The following is an 18,167-nucleotide window of genomic DNA, read 5'->3' as shown; positions in this document are numbered from 1 at the left end:
TTTGTTCGGAGACATTTGCCGCCTGAGCCTCTTGTGTAGCGCATGGTGGTAAACAATCCCCTCATCCTCCCAGCCCAGCAATCTGGACCGAAAAGCCGAAATCATCATCAAACAGTGCGTTGTCGACGTCATCTGTGTCACGGCCCCGCGGACCGGCCAGGGAAGCTGCTGCCGACGAAACGACAAGACGCGACGAGACCGGCTTTGACGGGCGAACCTGACGTTCGATGTGGAATTCGCGGATCGTCTCGCCGAGTTCGAGGATGACCTTGTGCAGGTCGTCCGAACTGCCGCTGGAGCGACGCGCGTGATCCGCCGTGGCGGAGACATCGGCGCCGAGAGCGGCCACGATGCCCGACACGCCGGCAAGGCCGGTCGCCTGGGCATCGGTCTCGCTGGCGATTTCCGAAACGGTGCCGCTGATGCCACCGACCTGGGTGACGATATCGGCAATGGCCCCCTGGGTCCGCGCGACCATGTCGACACCGGCGACGACCTGGTTCTTGGTCGTCGCCACCAGCGTCTTGATTTCGCGGGCGGCATCCGCCGAACGCTGGGCGAGCGCACGCACTTCCTGGGCGACAACGGCAAAGCCGCGGCCACTATCGCCGGCACGGGCCGCCTCGATGCCGGCATTGAGCGCCAAGAGGTTGGTCTGGAATGCAATTTCATCGATCGCGCCGATGATATGGCCGATCTGCTCGGCGGACGCCTCGATATCGGCCATGGCCGAAATCGCCTGGCCGACCACATGGCCGCTGGCCTCGACCGACTGGCGGGTGGCGGCAACCGACGCTTCGGCCTTGCGCGTCTTGCCGGCGCTGACGCGCACGTCGGATGTCAGGGCATCGAGTGCACGGGACGCCTCGCCCAGCCGCTCGGACTGGGCATCGGCACCGCGCGAACAGTCGCGTGCAGCAGAGACCATGGCATCGGTCGTGCCGCGGGCTTGCACGAGCTTGTCCTCCGAAGCCAGAAACGCGGTCTGCAGCTGTTCCAGCGCCTCGTTCATGCGCGAACCGAGGTCGGCATAGGCGTCCGGCACATCGGCACCGACGCGCACCGTCAGATCGCGCTCGGCCAGGCTTTCGATAATCGGGCCAAAAACGGCCTCAACCTCGGCACGATCACGCTCGCGTTGGGCTGCCAGGTCACGATGGTGCTTGACGCGTAGTTCGTTGAACCGCAGGGAAACGGCGATTTCGACATCGACCATGACCAGCCGCACGAGCGCACCGGCAAGGTCGGTGACTTCGCGATGGCGGCGGCGCGCGGACGGCAGCAGCCCCGAGCCGGCATTCTCGGTCATCACGGCCGTCAGCAGATGTTCGAGAACTACCGCGTGGCCGGCGATGTGCCATCTTGGGTCAAGACCCATGCGGCTTTCGCTGTCGGACAGAACCTTCACCCGCTCTGCGTAAAGCGCGTCGAAACGGGCATCCGTCAGCACATCCCAGTGCGAGGACAGGAGGTCATGGAAACGATCATATTGACGCTCGCTGGAAAAGGCGCGCGCGGCATCGGGAAATGTCTGGAGACGCTGGAAGAGATCACGTAGGGCCGTCTTCACTTGCGGCGAGAGCAGATGGCGGTTCTGGCGCAGCAGTTCGCGGTGGCTGTCATCGAGGCCGGCAAAACGCAAGCGTTCGCCCAGGCTGCCTGCCTGCGCTCCCGTTGTCCGTTCCGTCGGATTGACCTGACTTGCCATATTGCCCGTATTGCGGCGATCTCGAACGAGATCGCCCCCTTCTGGGCAGACCGATAGCGCGGTGGCTTAAACACGGATGCAAAATCATGGACCACGTCTGGAGGTCCGTCCGCATTCATGGCCAGCCGTCTTTCGAACTGCCTGCATGATTATTACAGACCGGGCCAAAACCGGTACGACGGGACGGCGTCATGCCCGAAGGAAACTCTTCCGTGAGTCCCACTCCGACGTGTTCAGCAATCATTATGGTTAATTCCTTGCCTGAAGGTTAATGAATGGTGGCCGCAGAACCGAATCCGCTAATATGCAGAAGAATAGCCTTGCCAGGTGTCGTAACTGGGCAGAGGCGTCGTAAACAGACCGAAGCTGCACACAGCGGCGAGGTCTGCAAAGCGCCGACACCGAGGAGTTTTGCAGGCGGGATGCACGTAAGAACCGCGACCAGTGTCCAAAACAGGGACACGCAAGACCGGGACTGCACGGCGGTCGCTCGAATCCCTGTTTGCGCCGGGAACCGTTTCCCCTCGCTGGCGTTACTGACATGTCTATCTCTCGCATGAACTGGACGAAGTGGAGCAACGCTGCGGTGCGAGGTCGCCGTTGCTGACTTCAGATGCCTGGCTTCGGCCCGCTTCCAGCGGGGTCGGTCTGTCAGGCTGTTCGTGATGACAGGTGAACGCGGCGGCGAGCGGAGAGAAGCCATGACCGACAATGATCCCGAAAGGCACCCCGACAGAGACAATGACTGGATTGCCCGCAGGGCTTACTCCCGATGGGAGGAGGAAGGTCGCCCGCACGGCCGCGACGCCGATCACTGGCATGCGGCACTGCAGGACTGGCAAACGCTGCAAGCCGCTTCCGACGGGACGACGAACAATGCCGGCCGGCGCATAGCCGAAGCGCAGGCCTCGGCGATCGAGGACAGCCTTGCGCCTTCCAACCAACCGGCCCGACCGGCCAGGGCCGTCAAAGCACCCAAGAGATGACGACCATGGGCGAAGCGGAAATCGGCATCGCTCTGGGGCGGGCACAATTCATCCAGCGCCTGCGCGATACGCATCAGATCGAGGGCCAGGCACGCCTTGCCAGGGGCGGCGTCCCGAATGCGGCGCTGCAGGTTCTTGCGGTAACCTCGGAGATCTACCCGCTGATCAAGACCGGCGGCCTCGCCGACGTCACGGGAGCCCTGCCCAAGGCGTTGTCGCGCTTCGGCATCGAAACCCATACGCTGGTACCCGGTTACCCTTCGCTTCTGGCACTGACGCGCCTGCATCCCCCCTTGATGGCGTTCGATGACTTGCTCGGCGAAAAGGCCATGTTGCGGCATCTCGACATCGACGGGCTCAGCCTGTTCGTCCTCGATGCGCCCACACTCTTCGAGCGCGACGGCGGCCCCTACGTTGACCCGGACGGTATCGACCACCCGGACAACTGGAAACGTTTTGCCGTATTGTCGCTCGCGGCAGCGGAGATCGCGGCGGGCGCCCTGCCCGGCTGGAAACCCGACCTCGTGCATTGCCACGACTGGCAGGCGGCACTGACGCCCGTCTACATGCGCCAGCTCGGAACGACCGTACCCGTGGTCCTGACCATCCACAACCTCGCCTTCCAGGGGCAATACTCGTCCACGCTCCTGCCCTATATCGGGCTGCCGCCGGAGGCCTATTCGGTCGATGGGCTCGAATATTTCGGTGACATCAGCTATCTCAAGGGCGGGTTGATGAGCACCGATCATATCACCGCCGTCAGCCCCACCTATGCGCGTGAAATCCTGTCGCCAGCCTTCGGCATGGGGCTCGATGGCGTGCTGAATGCGCGGCTCGACAGGTTGCAGGGCATCGTCAACGGCATCGACAACGATGTCTGGAACCCTGCCACGGACGGCTATCTGCCGTTTCGGTACGACACCAGGACACTCCGCAACAAGAAGCGCAACAAGGCGCTGCTGCTGGAGCGGTTCGGGCTCGAGCCGGGCGACGGGCCGCTGTTTTCGGCAGTGACCCGACTCACCTGGCAGAAGGGCATGGACATGCTGGCCGAGGTGGCGGATGAAATCCTCTATCGCGGCGGTCGCCTGATCGTGCTTGGCCAGGGCGATCATGACATCGAGAACGCATTGCAGGCCACGGCGGCCCGGTTTCCCGGGCGAATGGCCGTGTCGGTCGGCTATAACGAACAGACCGCGCACCAGATCCATGGCGGTTCGGATGCCATCATCCAGCCATCGCGTTTCGAGCCCTGCGGACTGACGCAGCTCTATGCGCTGCGTTACGGCTGCGTGCCGGTCGTGTCGCGCACCGGCGGCCTTTCGGAAACGATCATCGATGCAAATGACGCGGCGCTGACGGCAAGGGCCGCGACCGGGTTCCAGTTCCACCCGGTGCGACCGGAGGGGCTGCGTCATGCCCTGCGGCGCGCAGCCGATGCCTATGGCGACCGGCGTCAGTGGTCGCGGATGCAGCTGCAGGCAATGCGCGCCGACTACTCCTGGGATCGCAGCGCCGAAAGTTATGCGGACGTCTACGCAAGGCTGACCGAAAACCGCGTGCGATCGGTCCTCTGAGGACCGCGCAAGATCTGCCGGCGATCGCTCGCCTTTTTTGTCGCGGCCTACATCCAGAATTCCGGCCGATGTTCCTCGCCGGACGTTCGGTCGCGCAGCGCTACAGTCTGCTTGAGGGCCGCAATATCCTCGCTGAATGCCACAACGGGCTCCTGGGCGACCGCCTCCAGCAAGGCCTGATCGACCGCGCCATGGCGAAGCGCCATGCGCAGGGCCTCGCGCTTCTGCCGCTCGGCTTCCAGCTGCGCAGACAAGGCCATGATCAACCTGTCCCGCGGGTCGCTGTGGCGGCGCCAGCGTGGTGCGCGGACTTTGTCTTCCGTCGCATCAACCATGAATCTCTCCTTTCGCGCACTATTTCAGGCCGCCGATGAAACATTTGACCGCCGTCATTGTTCCCCTGCATCATCCAAGGCCACGCATCGTGGCAGGGAGGCGCAAGACAGATGCAAATAGACAACTCAATGATCGACACACAAATGATCGAGGGGCGGTTGAACGCCCATCGCGAGATCCTCATCTCGCTGCTCACATCAGCGCTGCTGCGGCCTGACAGCACGCTCGAATTGCTGCGCAGCCTGGAGGAAGAGGTGATGATGCACGATGGTGCTGAAGATCCGGGGCTGACCCCATCGGCAGGGATTGCCCGTGGCGGCGAGAGAAGCGACGAGATCCGCCAGATCCTCGAAACCGCCAGGGCTCGGGCCGAGGCGCTCAGCCGCCATGCTCAAGCGCAACGCGGCGACTGAACGGCCGTCTGGCGAACCTTTGTGACGGTGTTGCGCCACGAGCGCGTTTATCCGCGTGAGGCGGCCCGTTTCAACCAATCAGAAGGGCCGGGCATCTTTTCGCCGGGATCACAGGCGATCGGCTCGGGCGTGCCCAAGGGTATGCCCCTCGCCAGTCGCCTCTGCGCCGACGAAAATCTGCTCCGGCAGAATGTTTCAATCTAACCCGAAAAGGCTTTAGCTGCTGACGAATGCCTGCAGGGGCGCCACGAGCGACCAGCGCAGGCCTTCGGGATTGAAGTCCATGCTGACCTTGCCGCCAAAGGCGCTGGCGGCATGCCGCTCGACCACGGTAGAGCCAAAGCCGCGCCTGCTGGGCTCGGTGACCGGCGGACCGTTGATCTCCGTCCAGGTCAGTTCCAGCATGGGCTGCTCGGACTGCGCATCGAGGATCGTCCATTCCACGACGATCTTGCCTTCGAACGCCGAGAGAGCGCCATATTTCACCGAATTGGTGGCCAGTTCATGAAAGACGAGGCCGAGATTCTGCACGGCATTGGCATTGGCGAGCAGATCCGGACCGCGACGCGCGACGCGTTCGGTCGAGCCGACGACCGTCATCAGTTGCAGTTCAACCAGGGTCGACAGGGGAATGCCACCCCATTGCTGCTTGGCAAGGGCCTCGATCGATTGCGCAAGGCCGGCCAGACGTCCGCTGACGGCGCGCTGGAATTCATCGACATTGTCGGTTCCGCGTGCGAGCTGGCGCATCATCGCCTGGACCAGGGACAGGATGTTCTTCGTGCGATGCACCAGTTCCTGCAGGATGAAATGCGTGCGCTCCTCCGCCTGGGCGCGGTCGAAGGAGGCGTTGGACAGGGCAAATGCCACCTGGTTCGCCTCGAGGATCTTGGTGCGTTCGGGCGATACGATGTCGCCATGGCCGATGCGCTCGGCCATGGCGGCAATCTTGCGGATCGCCGAACGCAGCTGGTGGGCCGCCGTGAGGACCACGCACAGGCTCAGCGCCAGGAAGACCATGCTGCCGATCAGCAGGTTTTTCCATATGGTGACGAAGGAACCCTGAACGCTCGACACCGGTCCCCAGATCGCCACGCTCCAGGGCCAGTCGGCAACCTTGGAATAACCGAGCAGATATTGCACGCCGTCGCGGTAGATGATCAGGCTGTTGTTGGAGCCATGCATCAAGTCCAGCGAGCTTTGATCGAACTGGTCGCCGGATGGCCGGTTATCTGGTCCGCTCGACACGATGATCCGGCCATCGCCGTCCAGAAGGCCGGCCGTCCATCCTGGCGGAAGGTTGTCGGTCGACAAGAGGCTGGCAAGACTGGCCGCATCCTGCGTCAGCACGACGGCTGCGGCATCACTCGGCTGGGCAGGTTGCAGGGGCATCGTCAGGTTGATCACCCAGCGCTTGCTGGTCGCGCCGTAGAAGACGCCGGACAGTTCGGTTTTCCCGGAACGCAATGCCGATTGCAGCGACGCGATATTTGACATTCTCGGCAGCGCCGTGCCGAACGCCAGGCGTGTATTGAGAAGCTGGGCGCCGTCCATTCGAACAAGCAGGACATAAAGCGAGCTGCCCTTCAGGCTTTCCGACACGCGGCGATGAAAGGCCGCCAGATTGCCCTGCTGCAGTTCGGCGGAATTGGCGACCAGGGTCAGCGTCGTCGCCATGTCCGAGACAGCGCGCTCGACGTTGCGGCTGACGGTCTGCGCATCCTGGGCTGTCTCGAGCTTCAGGGACTGGAACTGACCGCGCTCCAGTTCAAGCAGCAGGAAGACGACAAAACCGAGCAGCGGCAAGGTCGAAAGCACCGCCATCATCGCCAGATAGGTGCCGATCGACGCCGTCGGGAAAAGCCGGCCGAAATAGCTGGTCAGGACTTTCATGATCTGGGCCTCTCCACCCCCGCCTGTGCCGGACTATGCAACCACAGACAAACACGGAGCAAATTTAATCGCGTCGAGGCGAACATAAAGCCGGGAGCTGCGTTAGACCCAGTGAAATTGAACCTGATGAAACACGAAGGATCGATGCGATGGTATTCAAGCCGCAGCGCTTTCATGACGACAATCCCGTCGCCGAAACGGAAAACCCGAACACGGCGCGGCTGGAGATGGCGGTCGCCAAGGCGCTTGCCGTCTCGCCGAGGCTCGATGCCAGCGAGCTGACGGTGGTTGCGAGGGGACGGGACATCGTTCTCAGTGGCCGGATCACTTCGCGTCGCGAGATCGATCGCGCCGTGGATATCATCATGTCCGTTCCCGGTGTGGAGAAGGTGACGGTCACGGTTGCAAGCAACGAGGCGCCGTGACCTCGATGGTTCGGGAAACGCCAAAAACCATGGCTGCGCCTGCAGCCATGGACTTGCCAACGAATGTTCGCGTCCGGAACGCCCCTCACTCACCCGCATCTCATCAGATTCTAGACTGCCGTTTCCGAACCGTTATTTCTGCACTGCCGCTTTCTGACCGGCCGCACCCGCGCCGCGCTGTTCGAATGCCTGCGACATGGCACCGATTTCCAGCATGCCGCCCTTCAGATCCTGCTGCCGGAAAATGAACGTCCGGCGCTTGCCGGTTTGCCGGTCCGTATGGGCCTTTGCTGCCTCTACCGCCAGACGATAGCTGGGATAGGCAGCCGACTGCACGCCGTCGGAGACAAAAACCCAGCCGTTCGCCTGGGGAACAATATCACAATACACCTGAGCCATGGCAAACTCCTCCTCATGTCCTGCAGAAACGCGCGCCGGTGGCAAAGGGTTCCGGGCCTCCGCAATTATTTTTTGCAGGCGTTGATCCCGGTGTCGCGACGATCTGCGCGGCTGAGATCCATGCGCTTGCCTCGTCGCGCCAGGAGGCTCCGGACCGCCGCGGCCGTGCGGAAACGTGCCAATGATGGCCAATGGCGAAGACGCGGGCGGGGCATGAATGGGACTATGACCGGAACCAATGTCGTCGGTCACGGATTGCACAGAGGACAGGCCGCGGTCCATGCCGTCATTTTTGGCATCCGCACACCTATGTACAGGAGGAAACAAGATGACGATGACGACAACGACAACATCGGGGACACCGATCCCGACACCGGCGGAAACGCCGCCGATGCCGGCTCCGGGCTGGACACCCGAGGTACCGGTCGAAGAACCGGCACCGGACCTGCTGCCGGACGAATGGCCAAACCCCAATCCGGACGAGACCCGCAACCCTCCTATTGTCGAGCCCGGCACGGGTGCCTAGGCGCAGGCACCGGGTGGCGGGTGGCGGGACACGAGAGATTTGTGGCAAGGACACCGTTGTGAACGGCCAGCTCGGACAACCCGTTCCGGGCATCAGCTCCAGACATCATTTCGGGGCCAGCATTTCCGCTCGGTCAGTTGCGCAACATCGGCCCGTGCCCGTCGGCCCGTCTGGGATATTTCCCACATGCCGGCGATGACGAGGAAAGCCACGTCCGCCTAAGCGTCAGCTTGCGCCGCGGCCCGACCACCGGTGCCATTGCTCCTCGCTGCCATGGAAGACATTGAGGTCGATCTTCTCCTTGACGCCATGCGACAGGCCCGAGCCGGAATACTGCCAGAAGATCCATTTGCGGCCCGGATAGACCTTGGACGGATGCTGGGCGACGGCGCGCAGCCAGAAAGGATAGTCGAGGAAGGCGTTGCGCAGATTGTCCTTGTAGAAGTCAGGCGCCGTATAGATCACCGGCCGCTGGCCATAGTGGCGCTCGAGCTTGTCCATGAAGACCTGCATCTTCTCGCGGACCTTTTCCGGCGACAGGCGGCGCTTGCAGCTCGACTCGCCATTATATTCCACGTCGATGACCGGTGGCAGCGCATCCGGATCGCGCGGCACGTTGCGGATGAACCAGTCGGCCTGCTCGCCGGCCGTGCGGCACCAGTAGAAGAAGTGATAGGCGCCGCGCTTGATGCCGGCCTCGTTGGAGCGCTTCCAGTTCTTCTTGAACATCGGATCAAGATGATCGCCGCCGTCGGTCGCCTTGATATAGACGAAGTTCGCCCCCTGGCTGCGCAGCTTCGCCCAGTCGATCTCGCCCTGCCAGCGCGAGACGTCGACGCCGTGAACCGGATAGTCGCGCGGCTTGGTCTTGCCGAAATTGATCGGCTTGGCATCCTTGAAACGGTGGCTGTAGATGCGCGAACGACCGGCATTGCCACTCTTCTGGCGCGGCGTTTCCTGGAGATCCTGCGGAAGCGGCGGCACGACCGGTGTGAGCATGGCGACCGGCCACTCGTTCGGCATCGGCATGCCGGCTGTCATCGTGCTTGTCGGCATCGTGCTGGCCGGAATCGTGGTGCTCGGCATCGTGCTGGCTGCCAGCGGCGCACCGCCGGGAATGGGGCCGGCCCAGGCGAGCGCGTCCTGATGTGGCTGATTGGTTTCGACGGCCGCCGGCGGCACGATCGACGATGTCACGTCCGACAGCGGAACCGGTGCCTGCTGCTGCGACACCGTCGCCACGGCGCTGGCCTGCGGCAGGGGCCTCGAGCCGATGGTCAGTACCTCGTCAGGCCCGGACGAGCGGCATCCGGCAAGGAGAAGGCAGCCGATCAGGATCGACGAGACAAGCTTCAAACGCATGACACAGGTACTCAACACTCAAGGCCAGCAATCCCCGAAAACCGGGTCTGCCGGGAAACACGGACACCAATTGCTAACAGAGTTTTACCGGGAAATGCTGAATGCAATCTTTACGAATGGCGAAGATGTCATGCGCATTGCAATCAGCGCGTCGGGGGATCGACCCTGCGGCGGGAATGGCGCGGTCGAGGTCCGCACCCTTCGCAAGCGTAACTGCGCAACACCCAACCGGCGCGCAGCCGGCTCGGTGTTGCAATTCAATCATCTGAAAAATGCTGCTGCACCCAGTCAACCGCGATCCCGTCTCAGTTTCCAGTTTTCCTGATATTGGGCATGCCTCTTGCGCCGTTCAGGCGGAGCATTCGCGATAGAAGCCCCAGAGATCAATTCAAAGGGATGCCAAAGCCCCCCTCAAAACTCCTCCCAATCATCATTCTTCAACGCGTTGTTGCCATGCGCGAGAACAACAACGGTTTTCTTCTGCTTCGTCGCCACGATTTCGGGATTTGCCACCCGAGCCCCGTGGTCCGATTGCGGCCTTGAAGAGGACGCTCGTTCGTACAGGCGCCTTGTCGAACTTGCAGCGCCCAGATCGAAGCGGCTGATCAGCTGACGCAGTCTTGCTGTTTCAGAGGAAAGGGTTGCACTTGCAGCACTGGTCTCTTCCACCATCGCCGCATTCTGCTGTGTCACCTGATCCATCTGGTTCACCGCCGTGTTGACTTCGCCCAGGCCAACCGATTGCTCGCGGGCTGACGTTGCGATGGCGTTCATATGCTGATTGACGTTGACGATGAAGCTTTCGATCGTCTTGAGAGCGTCACCCGTTTCGCTGACAAGCTTCACGCCGTTTGCCACTTCCTCGGTCGATGTGCGAATGAGGGACTTGATTTCCTTCGCCGCCTGGGCAGAGCGCTGCGCCAGCTCCCGAACCTCCTGAGCGACGACCGCGAACCCTTTCCCGGCCTCACCGGCGCGGGCAGCCTCGACGCCGGCATTCAAGGCGAGCAGGTTTGTCTGGAATGCTATCTCGTCAATGACGCCGATGATGTTTGCGATCTGGCTCGAGGACTGTTCGATACGGCCCATCGCGCCAACCGCATTGGCCACCACATTGCCGGAGCGTTCCGCGCTTGCCGTGCAGTCGGCTGCGGCTGTACGTGCCTCTTCCGCCCGTTTGGAAGCGTTGATGACATTGACTGTAATCTGATCGAGTGCCGCGGCGGTTTCTTCCAGGGAAGCGGCCTGCTGCTCGGTTCTCTTTGACAGATCATTCGTGCTGTTGCTGATCTCCCGACTACCGTCGTCAATCGAATCCGTCGACTGGGACACGGCTGCAAGAGTTTCAGCGAGCTGCTTGACGGCACGATTGAAATCTATGCGAAGGTTCTCGAACTCCGGAGCGAAGGGCGTGGAAAGCTCGATGGTGAGATTGCCGCTTGCCAGCTGTGAAAGGCCACCGGCCAAACCAGACGTGGCATCGGCCATCGCTTCTGTTCTTTTCCGGTCTTCCTCGGCACGTTTCGCTCTCTCTCCATCAGACAGATCTCGCTGGTGGCTTGCCTCCGATTCGAGGCGAAGGTTCGTGACGGCGTTGTTTCTAAAGACCTCGACGGCCGTGGCCATGGCGCCGATTTCGTCCTTGCGTCCAGCTTCGGCCAGTACGACACCGGTATCGCCCGCGGCAAGTCTGCGCATGATATCCGTCATTGCCACGATTGGCTTGCCGAGGCCGCGGGCCAGAACGATACCCATCACAATCGCAACAACACCGGTGAGTATCCCGCCGACAACAAGGGTGGCGACAGCGGTGTTGAAGGCGTTCTCGAGCTCGGCGTTTCGGGCCTCGGCCGACTTAAGTTCACTCTCGTTCAGCGCGGTCAGAATCTCACGAATCTTGGTCAATCGTGCCGTCTTGGCGATTGTCGACCGGGTCCCTTCAAGTTTCGCCGGATCCTTCGCGTCGGCAACGGCCGCCGCGACCTCGCTGTTGAATGTTGCTATGGCCGCGCGAAGTGGCGGAACAGACAAGGCGGCCCTCTCTGGCGAAAGCAGTCCTTCAAGCCCCTGGACGAGGGGCGGCACCGCATCTGCATATTTGGCCATCCGGCCGTGGAATTCGTCGTTGAGGCTGGCGACGTATCCGCGCATTGCGTTCTGATGCTCCACGAGGGTCGCAAGGATTTCTCCCGACGTCTTCAGAACGTTCTGCGTCTCGCTATTTTCCGCGTTCGCCGTCCTGATTTGCTGAAGCGAGTTCATGGCAACGGCACAGAATACGGCAACGATCACGAGAATGAGTGAAAACGCCACCAGCAGCTTTCGGGAAACTTTGAGATTCTTCACGGTCTATCCACGATTTATGATTTAGGAAGTCCTTATCTTTGCCGTATCACCGTTAATTTTCTGAAAATAGCCAGAAGTTGAATGGTCCAGCCGAACACCCATTCCGGGCATCACCCAGGACGCAGGCTCCGGCAGAAGAGGATCCGTGAGGCAGGTTGCTCGATAGCCAGAAAGAAGCCTCAGTCAGCCAGCGTCCGACTGCGGCTACCAGGAAGGGAGAAGAGGCTCCTTCAACTCTGGCCAACACAGCCCGAAGGCTTTGCCGCATGGCGATTGACACCAAAAATGACACCCGGAATGCACCCGGGCGCATCCCACGCCGACAAACGCAATGAGCGCCGGCACCGCAAAAACATGTATCTTGCTGAAGAAAAATGGTGCCCGGAGGCGGATTTGAACCACCGACACGCGGATTTTCAATCCAATTTTGTTGTCGCGAATTTGGTAGTTTACCTCGAAAGCGGCGTCAAACGTCCGATTGAATTTCAAGGACTTAGGTCAGAAACGTCAAACCTATTTCACGAGATCCGCGATCCCTTCTCCGTAACGGGCCAAGGAGCGGTTGGCAAGGCTCGGCCCGCGTGCCGGCAGGCGAACGCCCATCACCTTGCAGGTGACGGGAGGTACGCATGAGCCGCACGAGACCATTTCGGGATGTAAAGCTTCAATGGCTTCAGCAGCTCAGCTGCGACAAGGATCTAAGCGACAATGCGCGATCCGTGGCGCTCTACATCGTCACCACGCATTTGAACGGCCACACCGAGAAGGCGTGGCCGTCCTATCAAACGATTGCCGACGCGACCGGCAAGAGCGTCAAGACCATTCAGCGCGCCGTCCGGGAACTTGAGTTAAGCGGATGGTTCGAGGTCGAGCGCGGAAACGGCGTCGGGCACAACACGGAATATCGTCCCTCAGCGTCATCGACTCTACGCGCATCGCAGGCACGTGAAAAGACGGACAAAATTGTCACCCTTTATCCAGACAAAGGCGGTCAAAATCGTCCGGGAAGGCGGTCAGATCTGTCCAGCGAAGGGGGACAAATATGTCCACCAAACATAGAGAAAGAAATAATATATAAACCTAACCCGCGCGAGGACGCCCCGCCGCGCGTCGAGACGCGGCGAGCCGTCCCGCTCGTTTTCGTCGCCGAAACGAAGTCGGACCAGGTCGAGCAATGGCGCAATTGGCTGCAGCGCAGTGATCTCCCCTCGATGCAAGCTCTGGGCGTCCAGACGGTGAAAGCTGGGAGGCGGGGATACAGCTTGCCAGGCTACTGGCCGCCGGATGAGACCAGTCCGCATGCCCAGGAATGGATCGCCTTCTTCAACGATCGGCGGGACCATCTTGCCGGCGAAACCGTGTGGGATCTCAATCCGAATTTCCAAACAACCAAGTTGAGACCATTTTGGGCCCGCGCTGTGGGTGAGCTTGCGGCAAGCTGAGGTGCGTCGGCGCGGTATGAAGCCTCGTTGCAAGTCCTTCGACACAAAATCGGAAACTGAGAGGTGACTGCGAGAGGTTGAGGCTCAGGTCGATGGCATCACGAGGCCCCTCATGGAGCACCCCCGCCTACCTCCGTGAATATAATTCACAAAATGTGCAACAGGTGATAGGTTTTCGCTGATGGTGATGGATTCTCACCAAAGGGTCTGGGCCAAGTGATCCAGTTTCGCGGGACAACAGATGGGTGAATGGCCTACGCAGAGCGTGAATGACTTTCACGGGCGACCCTTGCCTGAGCGAGGCGAACCGGCGGGTTATGCTGCTATCATCGCGGCCTTCGACTTGATCATGCCCGCACCATCCCGAATGGCAGCGATTGCGGAACGGCACCACCCGGTCTCAACAGAGGCGTGGCTGATGCAAACGCCGCGCTATCGCCCGGAACCGGCGCTTGGCTCACATCTGGTTTTCGCTTTCAGATACGAAGGCATTGACCTTCAGGTCTTGTCCGCTCTCTTCAAAACCGTTGCCCCTGAAGAGATCGAGGCCATCATACGCCTGACCCCGACCGGTGCCTTTGCCCGCCGCCTCTGGTTCCTGTACGAATGGCTGACAAGCCGGCGGCTCAATCTTCCCGATCCTGGCAAAGTGAGAATGGTGCCGGTCATCGACCGGGACCAGCAATATGGTCTCACCGAGGGTGATCCGTCACCTCGACACAAGGTATTGAATAACCTTCCCGGCACACCTGCATTTTGCCCGCTAGTGCGGAAAACAGCAAACCTCGCCGCATTCTCGCAACAGGCACTTGGGGCGCGGGCGCGCGAGGCGATGGGACGCGTTCGTCCGGACCTGGTCGCGCGCGCTGCTGCATTTATCCTGCTCAACGACTCAAAATCCTCATTCGCCATAGAAGGGGAACAACCGTCCGGCCCAAGAGCGGCGCGTTGGGGCCAGGCCATATCGCAGGCGGGTGTCCGACCGCTCAGTCTCGAAGAGCTTGACCGTCTTCAGCGGATCGTCATCGGTGACGCCCGCTTCGTGCGCCTCGGTCTTCGTGATGAGGGTGGATTCGTCGGCGTCCATGACCGCGATACCAACTTGCCCATTCCCGATCACGTGAGCGCCCGACACGAGGATCTTGATAGCCTGGTCGGCGGACTGATTGCATTTTCCGAGCGCGCGACGCGGGGAACGATGGATCCGGTGGTGGCCGCAGCCTGCCTGGCATTTGGGTTTGTTTACATCCACCCGTATGTGGATGGGAATGGCCGTCTACACCGCTGGTTAATCCACCACGCGCTTGCCGCCGCATCCTACAGCCCACCAGGTCTCGTTTTCCCCGTCAGCGCAGTCATTCTGCGGAACATCGAACGTTACAGAGCCGTGCTGGAATCGTGGTCGGCGCCTCTCCTGCCCTTCATCGAATGGCGTCCGACGGCTGCTGGCAACGTTGAGGTCCTGAACGACACCGCGCCATTCTACCGATACTTCGATGCCACGGCACATGCGGCCTTTCTCTACGAATGCGTCGAACAGACTGTGAATCACGACCTGCCGCAAGAAGTTCGCTTCCTGCAAGCTTTTGATCTCTTCGCCGCCGAGCTTCAGGAGATCATCGACATGCCCATGGCCCAAGCCGAATTGCTGCACAAGTTTCTCAACCAGAATAGCGGCCGTCTCTCACAGAGGGCGCGCACAAAGGAGTTTGCCGCTCTAGACGATACCGAGGTCAAGCAGATCGAGACGCTCTACGCTAACTCATTCGAGCAAAACGGTCGGTGATGCCGGCGGCAGATCAAAATTAGATCTGCCGGAGAGCGTGTCTAGGTCGACGTCGCTAGTCTAAAAGTGCTGACTGTCGAATATCAGCAGAATTTGCCCTATTTTTTCGTTTTCGCGTTCACCCACCAAATTCGTTGCAATCAATTGGGGGTCAAATCCTGCGACAATCAACAAACAGCCATCACCGGCTCTACCCGAACCGCCTGATAACAGGTGCGGCAACCTGAATCGCTATAATCGCCATCCCGCCGACAACGATACCAAACACAGCCTGAACCGCAGACGTCGCGATCCATTGCAATGCACCCTGCAGGTAGGCGGAAGCCGAGCCGACACCGCCCGCTAACGTCTCGATCAGGTGTTCAGGTGCGTGAAAGCCCAGTTCGGCCATCCCATGAACAAGAATGCTTCCCCCGACCCAGAGCATGGCAGCGGTTCCGATCATTGCAAGGGCTTTCAGGAAAGCAGGGACGCCGGCAACAAGTCCACGTCCGACTACCTGCATTAAGCCGAGCGGGGAACGAGCAAGTGCCAGACCGACGTCATCCGCCTTTACGATCAGTGCGACGACACCATAGACCGCAACAGTGATGAGGATTCCGACGGATGCCAGGACGGCTGCCTGTGTGTAGATATTGGATAATGCGACATTGGCGAGCGTTAAGGCCATGATCTCCGCCGAGAGAATGAAATCGGTCCTGATCGCGCCGGAGACTTTCTGATCTTCCAGGGAAACCGGATCCATGTTGCCGTGCATAGCCGTCTCATGTTCATGAGCACTGTGCGGCATTACGACTTCGTAAAGCTTCTCCGCCCCTTCGTAGCAAAGATACAAACCACCCAGCATCAGCAACGGTGTGATTGACCACGGCGCGAAGTATCCAAGGAACAGTGCGGCCGGAAGCAGGAACAAGAGCTTGTTTTTGAATGATCCAAGCGCGATCTTTCCGATGATCGGCAGTTCGCGCGCTGGAGAGAGGCCGACCACATATCTTGGCGTGACTGCCGCGTCATCGATCACCACACCTGCCGCCTTTGCCCCTGCTTTTGCAGTTTGCGTGGCAACATCGTCCAGTGACGCGGCAGCAAGCTTGGCGATGGCTGCAACATCGTCGAGAAGTGCGAGAAGTCCAGTGGCCATGTGTTTCCCAATCTTTTCGGTCGGCAAAATTTCGGTGGCTGTTCAGTCTTTTCCAGAGGCGCGAGCAGTCCAGTCGGCCTCATCACCCCATGATGACATGTGGTACATAGCGGGCGAGATTGGCTGTAATCAACGACCTGTCCTCCCTGATACCAAGTCCGCAGGCTCTATCCCCGACGATCCAACTTCCCAAGACGGCATGACCGGCGTGACTCTTGAACAAGGGCGCGTATGCCTGGATCACCGATCCTTCAGCACCATAGTCCCCCGGCGCCGAAATAACCTCCTGTCCGGAACGAAACAGGTGCACGTTTTCACCCTCGCGCGACAGGAGTGGCTTGATCACATAGTCGCTCAGCGCAGTTGCTTTTGGATCGTCGGCAAAAAAGCTCGGGAGCAGATTGGGGTGATTTCGATGACGCCGCCAAAGCAACGGCAGAAGACCCTTGTTCGACAACACAGCCTTCCATGCAGGTTCTACGAAGACAGCGCTGTGTTCCACGAGTTGGGCCGCATAGGTCTCACGCAGCATGAACTCCCACGGGTAGAGCTTGAAGCAGCGCTCGATGACACGATTCTGCAGGTCGGCATATCGTCCCTGATCATCGACGCCGATCTCGCGAACATCAAGAAACTGGGCCCGATGGCCGGCCTGGATGGCGCAATCCATCAGGTAGACAGTCGTGCCCAGATCCTCGGCACTGTCGGTGATAGCCGCAAAATGGAAGATCCTGTCGCGCGAGAACTGACTGAACGCCTCGACCAGACACTCCTGCACGGAATTGAACTGATCCGTGCCTGGAGCAAGATTGCCCGCCGTAATCTGGTCTGTCAGCCAATTGAACTGAAAATAGGCCGTCTCGAACACGGAGGTGGGTGTGTCAGCATTGTACTCGAGCAGCTTCGCTGGTCCGCTTCCATCATAGGCAAGATCAAATCGACCATAGAGGTGGCGATCTTCCCTTTCCCACGAGCGACGCACAACATCCTGGAATTCACGAGGAATAGCCAGCTGATCAAGCGCCTGTTCGCTTCTCACGATATCGTCGACCAGATCCAGGCACATCTCGTGCAGTTCCTGGCTGGGCCCTTCAATCTCGCTCTCGATTTCCTCGAGCTCGAAACAATAGGCGGCGTCATCGACCCAATAGGGTTCGCCATACATTTCGTGAAAACTGAATCCGACGGCATTCGCCTTCTCACGCCAATCCGGGCGCGGTGGGATGGAGATGCGTCGCATGTCAGCCGCCCGAGAAGAAGTGACCGCCGAAGCCGTTGCGGCTTGCTGCATGTGTCTTCAGATTAAAGGACTTCACGCTCATGGGACCCGGAACGTCCAACGACCTTCCTCCCGCACTCTTCTTCACAATGGGTGTCACCATCTCTCCGGAGCGGGTACGGTAGATGGTGGTCGAGCCGTGCGATGCACCTTCCTCCTCTTCCTCCCTACGTCGGAACTTTTTGTAATCGTTGAGATCATCGATCCCTGACGACAGGACAAAGCCAGCCAACAAGGGGATGAATACGCTTTGGCCAGCCGGATTATTGGGGACCGAGTTTCCGACCTGCTCAATGCAGCCGCGAGGGCCATACTCCATCTCGCAGGCCACCATGTTCTTGTATCTCGGTGCCGTCGCGAGGTGGGCCAGTTTTGCGTCCTCGGCCGCGGCCCTGCAAACGGTGGGATCCATGTCGGAGGACAGGCATTGGTCGGCCGAGGCGAACACAACGGCTTCGTCCCTGGTGCAGGTGTGGAGCAGGAAGGCACTGGCCGCGATGGTGCCAACAGCGAGGTACGGATGGTCTCCAATCAGACGTCTACGCATA

General features: G+C 60.4%; 17 protein-coding genes. 8 read left to right on the top strand and 9 right to left on the bottom strand.

What is annotated here, in order from left to right:
* Positions 1-61: 61 nt before the first annotated feature.
* Positions 62-1,708, bottom strand: a complete 1,647-nt coding sequence (locus IM739_RS06140) for a globin-coupled sensor protein (RefSeq protein WP_237370314.1) — start codon at positions 1,706-1,708, stop codon at positions 62-64.
* 701 nt (positions 1,709-2,409) lie between these two features.
* Here IM739_RS06140 and IM739_RS06135 point away from each other — a divergent pair.
* Positions 2,410-2,694: a DUF2934 domain-containing protein gene (locus IM739_RS06135; protein ID WP_237370313.1), complete on the top strand. Its 285-nt coding sequence runs from the start codon at positions 2,410-2,412 to the stop codon at positions 2,692-2,694.
* A gap of 125 nt (positions 2,695-2,819) precedes the next feature.
* Positions 2,820-4,271, top strand: a complete 1,452-nt coding sequence (gene glgA / locus IM739_RS06130; RefSeq protein ID WP_237370990.1) for a glycogen synthase GlgA — start codon at positions 2,820-2,822, stop codon at positions 4,269-4,271.
* Between the two features lie 47 nt (positions 4,272-4,318).
* Here glgA and IM739_RS06125 read toward each other — a convergent pair whose 3' ends face one another.
* Positions 4,319-4,606, bottom strand: coding sequence for a hypothetical protein (locus IM739_RS06125; protein WP_237370312.1), 288 nt, complete (start codon positions 4,604-4,606; stop codon positions 4,319-4,321).
* 129 nt (positions 4,607-4,735) lie between these two features.
* Between IM739_RS06125 and IM739_RS06120 the strand changes: the two genes are divergently transcribed.
* A complete protein-coding gene (locus tag IM739_RS06120) occupies positions 4,736-5,020 on the top strand; it encodes a hypothetical protein (protein ID WP_237370311.1) in 285 nt (94 codons plus the stop codon).
* 216 nt (positions 5,021-5,236) lie between these two features.
* Here the strand turns inward: IM739_RS06120 and IM739_RS06115 are convergent, their stop codons facing one another.
* Positions 5,237-6,913 (bottom strand): sensor histidine kinase, encoded by a 1,677-nt coding sequence (locus tag IM739_RS06115; RefSeq protein WP_237370310.1) that lies wholly within the window; start codon positions 6,911-6,913, stop codon positions 5,237-5,239.
* A 149-nt stretch (positions 6,914-7,062) separates the two neighbouring features.
* On the opposite strand from IM739_RS06115, the gene IM739_RS06110 reads away from it, so the two are divergent.
* Positions 7,063-7,338 (top strand): BON domain-containing protein, encoded by a 276-nt coding sequence (locus tag IM739_RS06110; RefSeq protein ID WP_237370309.1) that lies wholly within the window; start codon positions 7,063-7,065, stop codon positions 7,336-7,338.
* Between the two features lie 132 nt (positions 7,339-7,470).
* Here IM739_RS06110 and IM739_RS06105 read toward each other — a convergent pair whose 3' ends face one another.
* Entirely contained in the window at positions 7,471-7,737 is a 267-nt protein-coding gene (locus IM739_RS06105) for a hypothetical protein (protein WP_237370308.1), read from the bottom strand.
* Between the two features lie 328 nt (positions 7,738-8,065).
* On the opposite strand from IM739_RS06105, the gene IM739_RS06100 reads away from it, so the two are divergent.
* On the top strand, positions 8,066-8,263 hold the full coding sequence (locus IM739_RS06100; RefSeq protein WP_237370307.1) for a hypothetical protein: 198 nt from the start codon (positions 8,066-8,068) through the stop codon (positions 8,261-8,263).
* 225 nt (positions 8,264-8,488) lie between these two features.
* On the opposite strand, the gene IM739_RS06095 is transcribed toward IM739_RS06100, so the two are convergent.
* Complete coding sequence (locus IM739_RS06095) at positions 8,489-9,625, bottom strand: glycoside hydrolase family 25 protein (RefSeq protein ID WP_237370306.1); 1,137 nt, start codon at positions 9,623-9,625, stop codon at positions 8,489-8,491.
* Between IM739_RS06095 and IM739_RS06090 the strand changes: the two genes are divergently transcribed.
* Positions 9,624-9,950, top strand: a complete 327-nt coding sequence (locus IM739_RS06090; RefSeq protein ID WP_237370305.1) for a hypothetical protein — start codon at positions 9,624-9,626, stop codon at positions 9,948-9,950. The genes IM739_RS06095 and IM739_RS06090 overlap by 2 nt on opposite strands.
* 86 nt (positions 9,951-10,036) lie before the next feature.
* On the opposite strand, the gene IM739_RS06085 is transcribed toward IM739_RS06090, so the two are convergent.
* Positions 10,037-11,971: a methyl-accepting chemotaxis protein gene (locus IM739_RS06085; RefSeq protein ID WP_237370304.1), complete on the bottom strand. Its 1,935-nt coding sequence runs from the start codon at positions 11,969-11,971 to the stop codon at positions 10,037-10,039.
* Between the two features lie 629 nt (positions 11,972-12,600).
* Here IM739_RS06085 and IM739_RS06080 point away from each other — a divergent pair.
* Positions 12,601-13,413 carry a helix-turn-helix domain-containing protein gene (locus IM739_RS06080; protein WP_237370303.1) on the top strand — a complete coding sequence of 271 codons (813 nt, stop codon included), beginning with the start codon at positions 12,601-12,603 and terminating at the stop codon, positions 13,411-13,413.
* A 241-nt stretch (positions 13,414-13,654) separates the two neighbouring features.
* Complete coding sequence (locus IM739_RS06075) at positions 13,655-15,199, top strand: Fic family protein (RefSeq protein ID WP_237370302.1); 1,545 nt, start codon at positions 13,655-13,657, stop codon at positions 15,197-15,199.
* 190 nt (positions 15,200-15,389) lie between these two features.
* Here the strand turns inward: IM739_RS06075 and IM739_RS06070 are convergent, their stop codons facing one another.
* The 3 genes from IM739_RS06070 to IM739_RS06060 all read right to left on the bottom strand — a co-directional run bounded on the left by IM739_RS06070 (position 15,390) and on the right by IM739_RS06060 (position 18,166).
* A complete protein-coding gene (locus tag IM739_RS06070) occupies positions 15,390-16,340 on the bottom strand; it encodes a DUF808 domain-containing protein (RefSeq protein WP_237370300.1) in 951 nt (316 codons plus the stop codon).
* A gap of 82 nt (positions 16,341-16,422) precedes the next feature.
* Entirely contained in the window at positions 16,423-17,580 is a 1,158-nt protein-coding gene (locus IM739_RS06065; protein ID WP_237370989.1) for a glutathionylspermidine synthase family protein, read from the bottom strand.
* Between the two features lies 1 nt (position 17,581).
* Positions 17,582-18,166 (bottom strand): DUF1190 domain-containing protein, encoded by a 585-nt coding sequence (locus IM739_RS06060; RefSeq protein WP_237370298.1) that lies wholly within the window; start codon positions 18,164-18,166, stop codon positions 17,582-17,584.
* Between the last annotated feature and the right edge of the window lies 1 nt (position 18,167).

Source organism: Rhizobium sp. SL42, from assembly GCF_021729845.1.
Classification (GTDB): domain Bacteria; phylum Pseudomonadota; class Alphaproteobacteria; order Rhizobiales; family Rhizobiaceae; genus Allorhizobium.
This window is presented reverse-complemented; position numbering and strand designations above follow the sequence as displayed.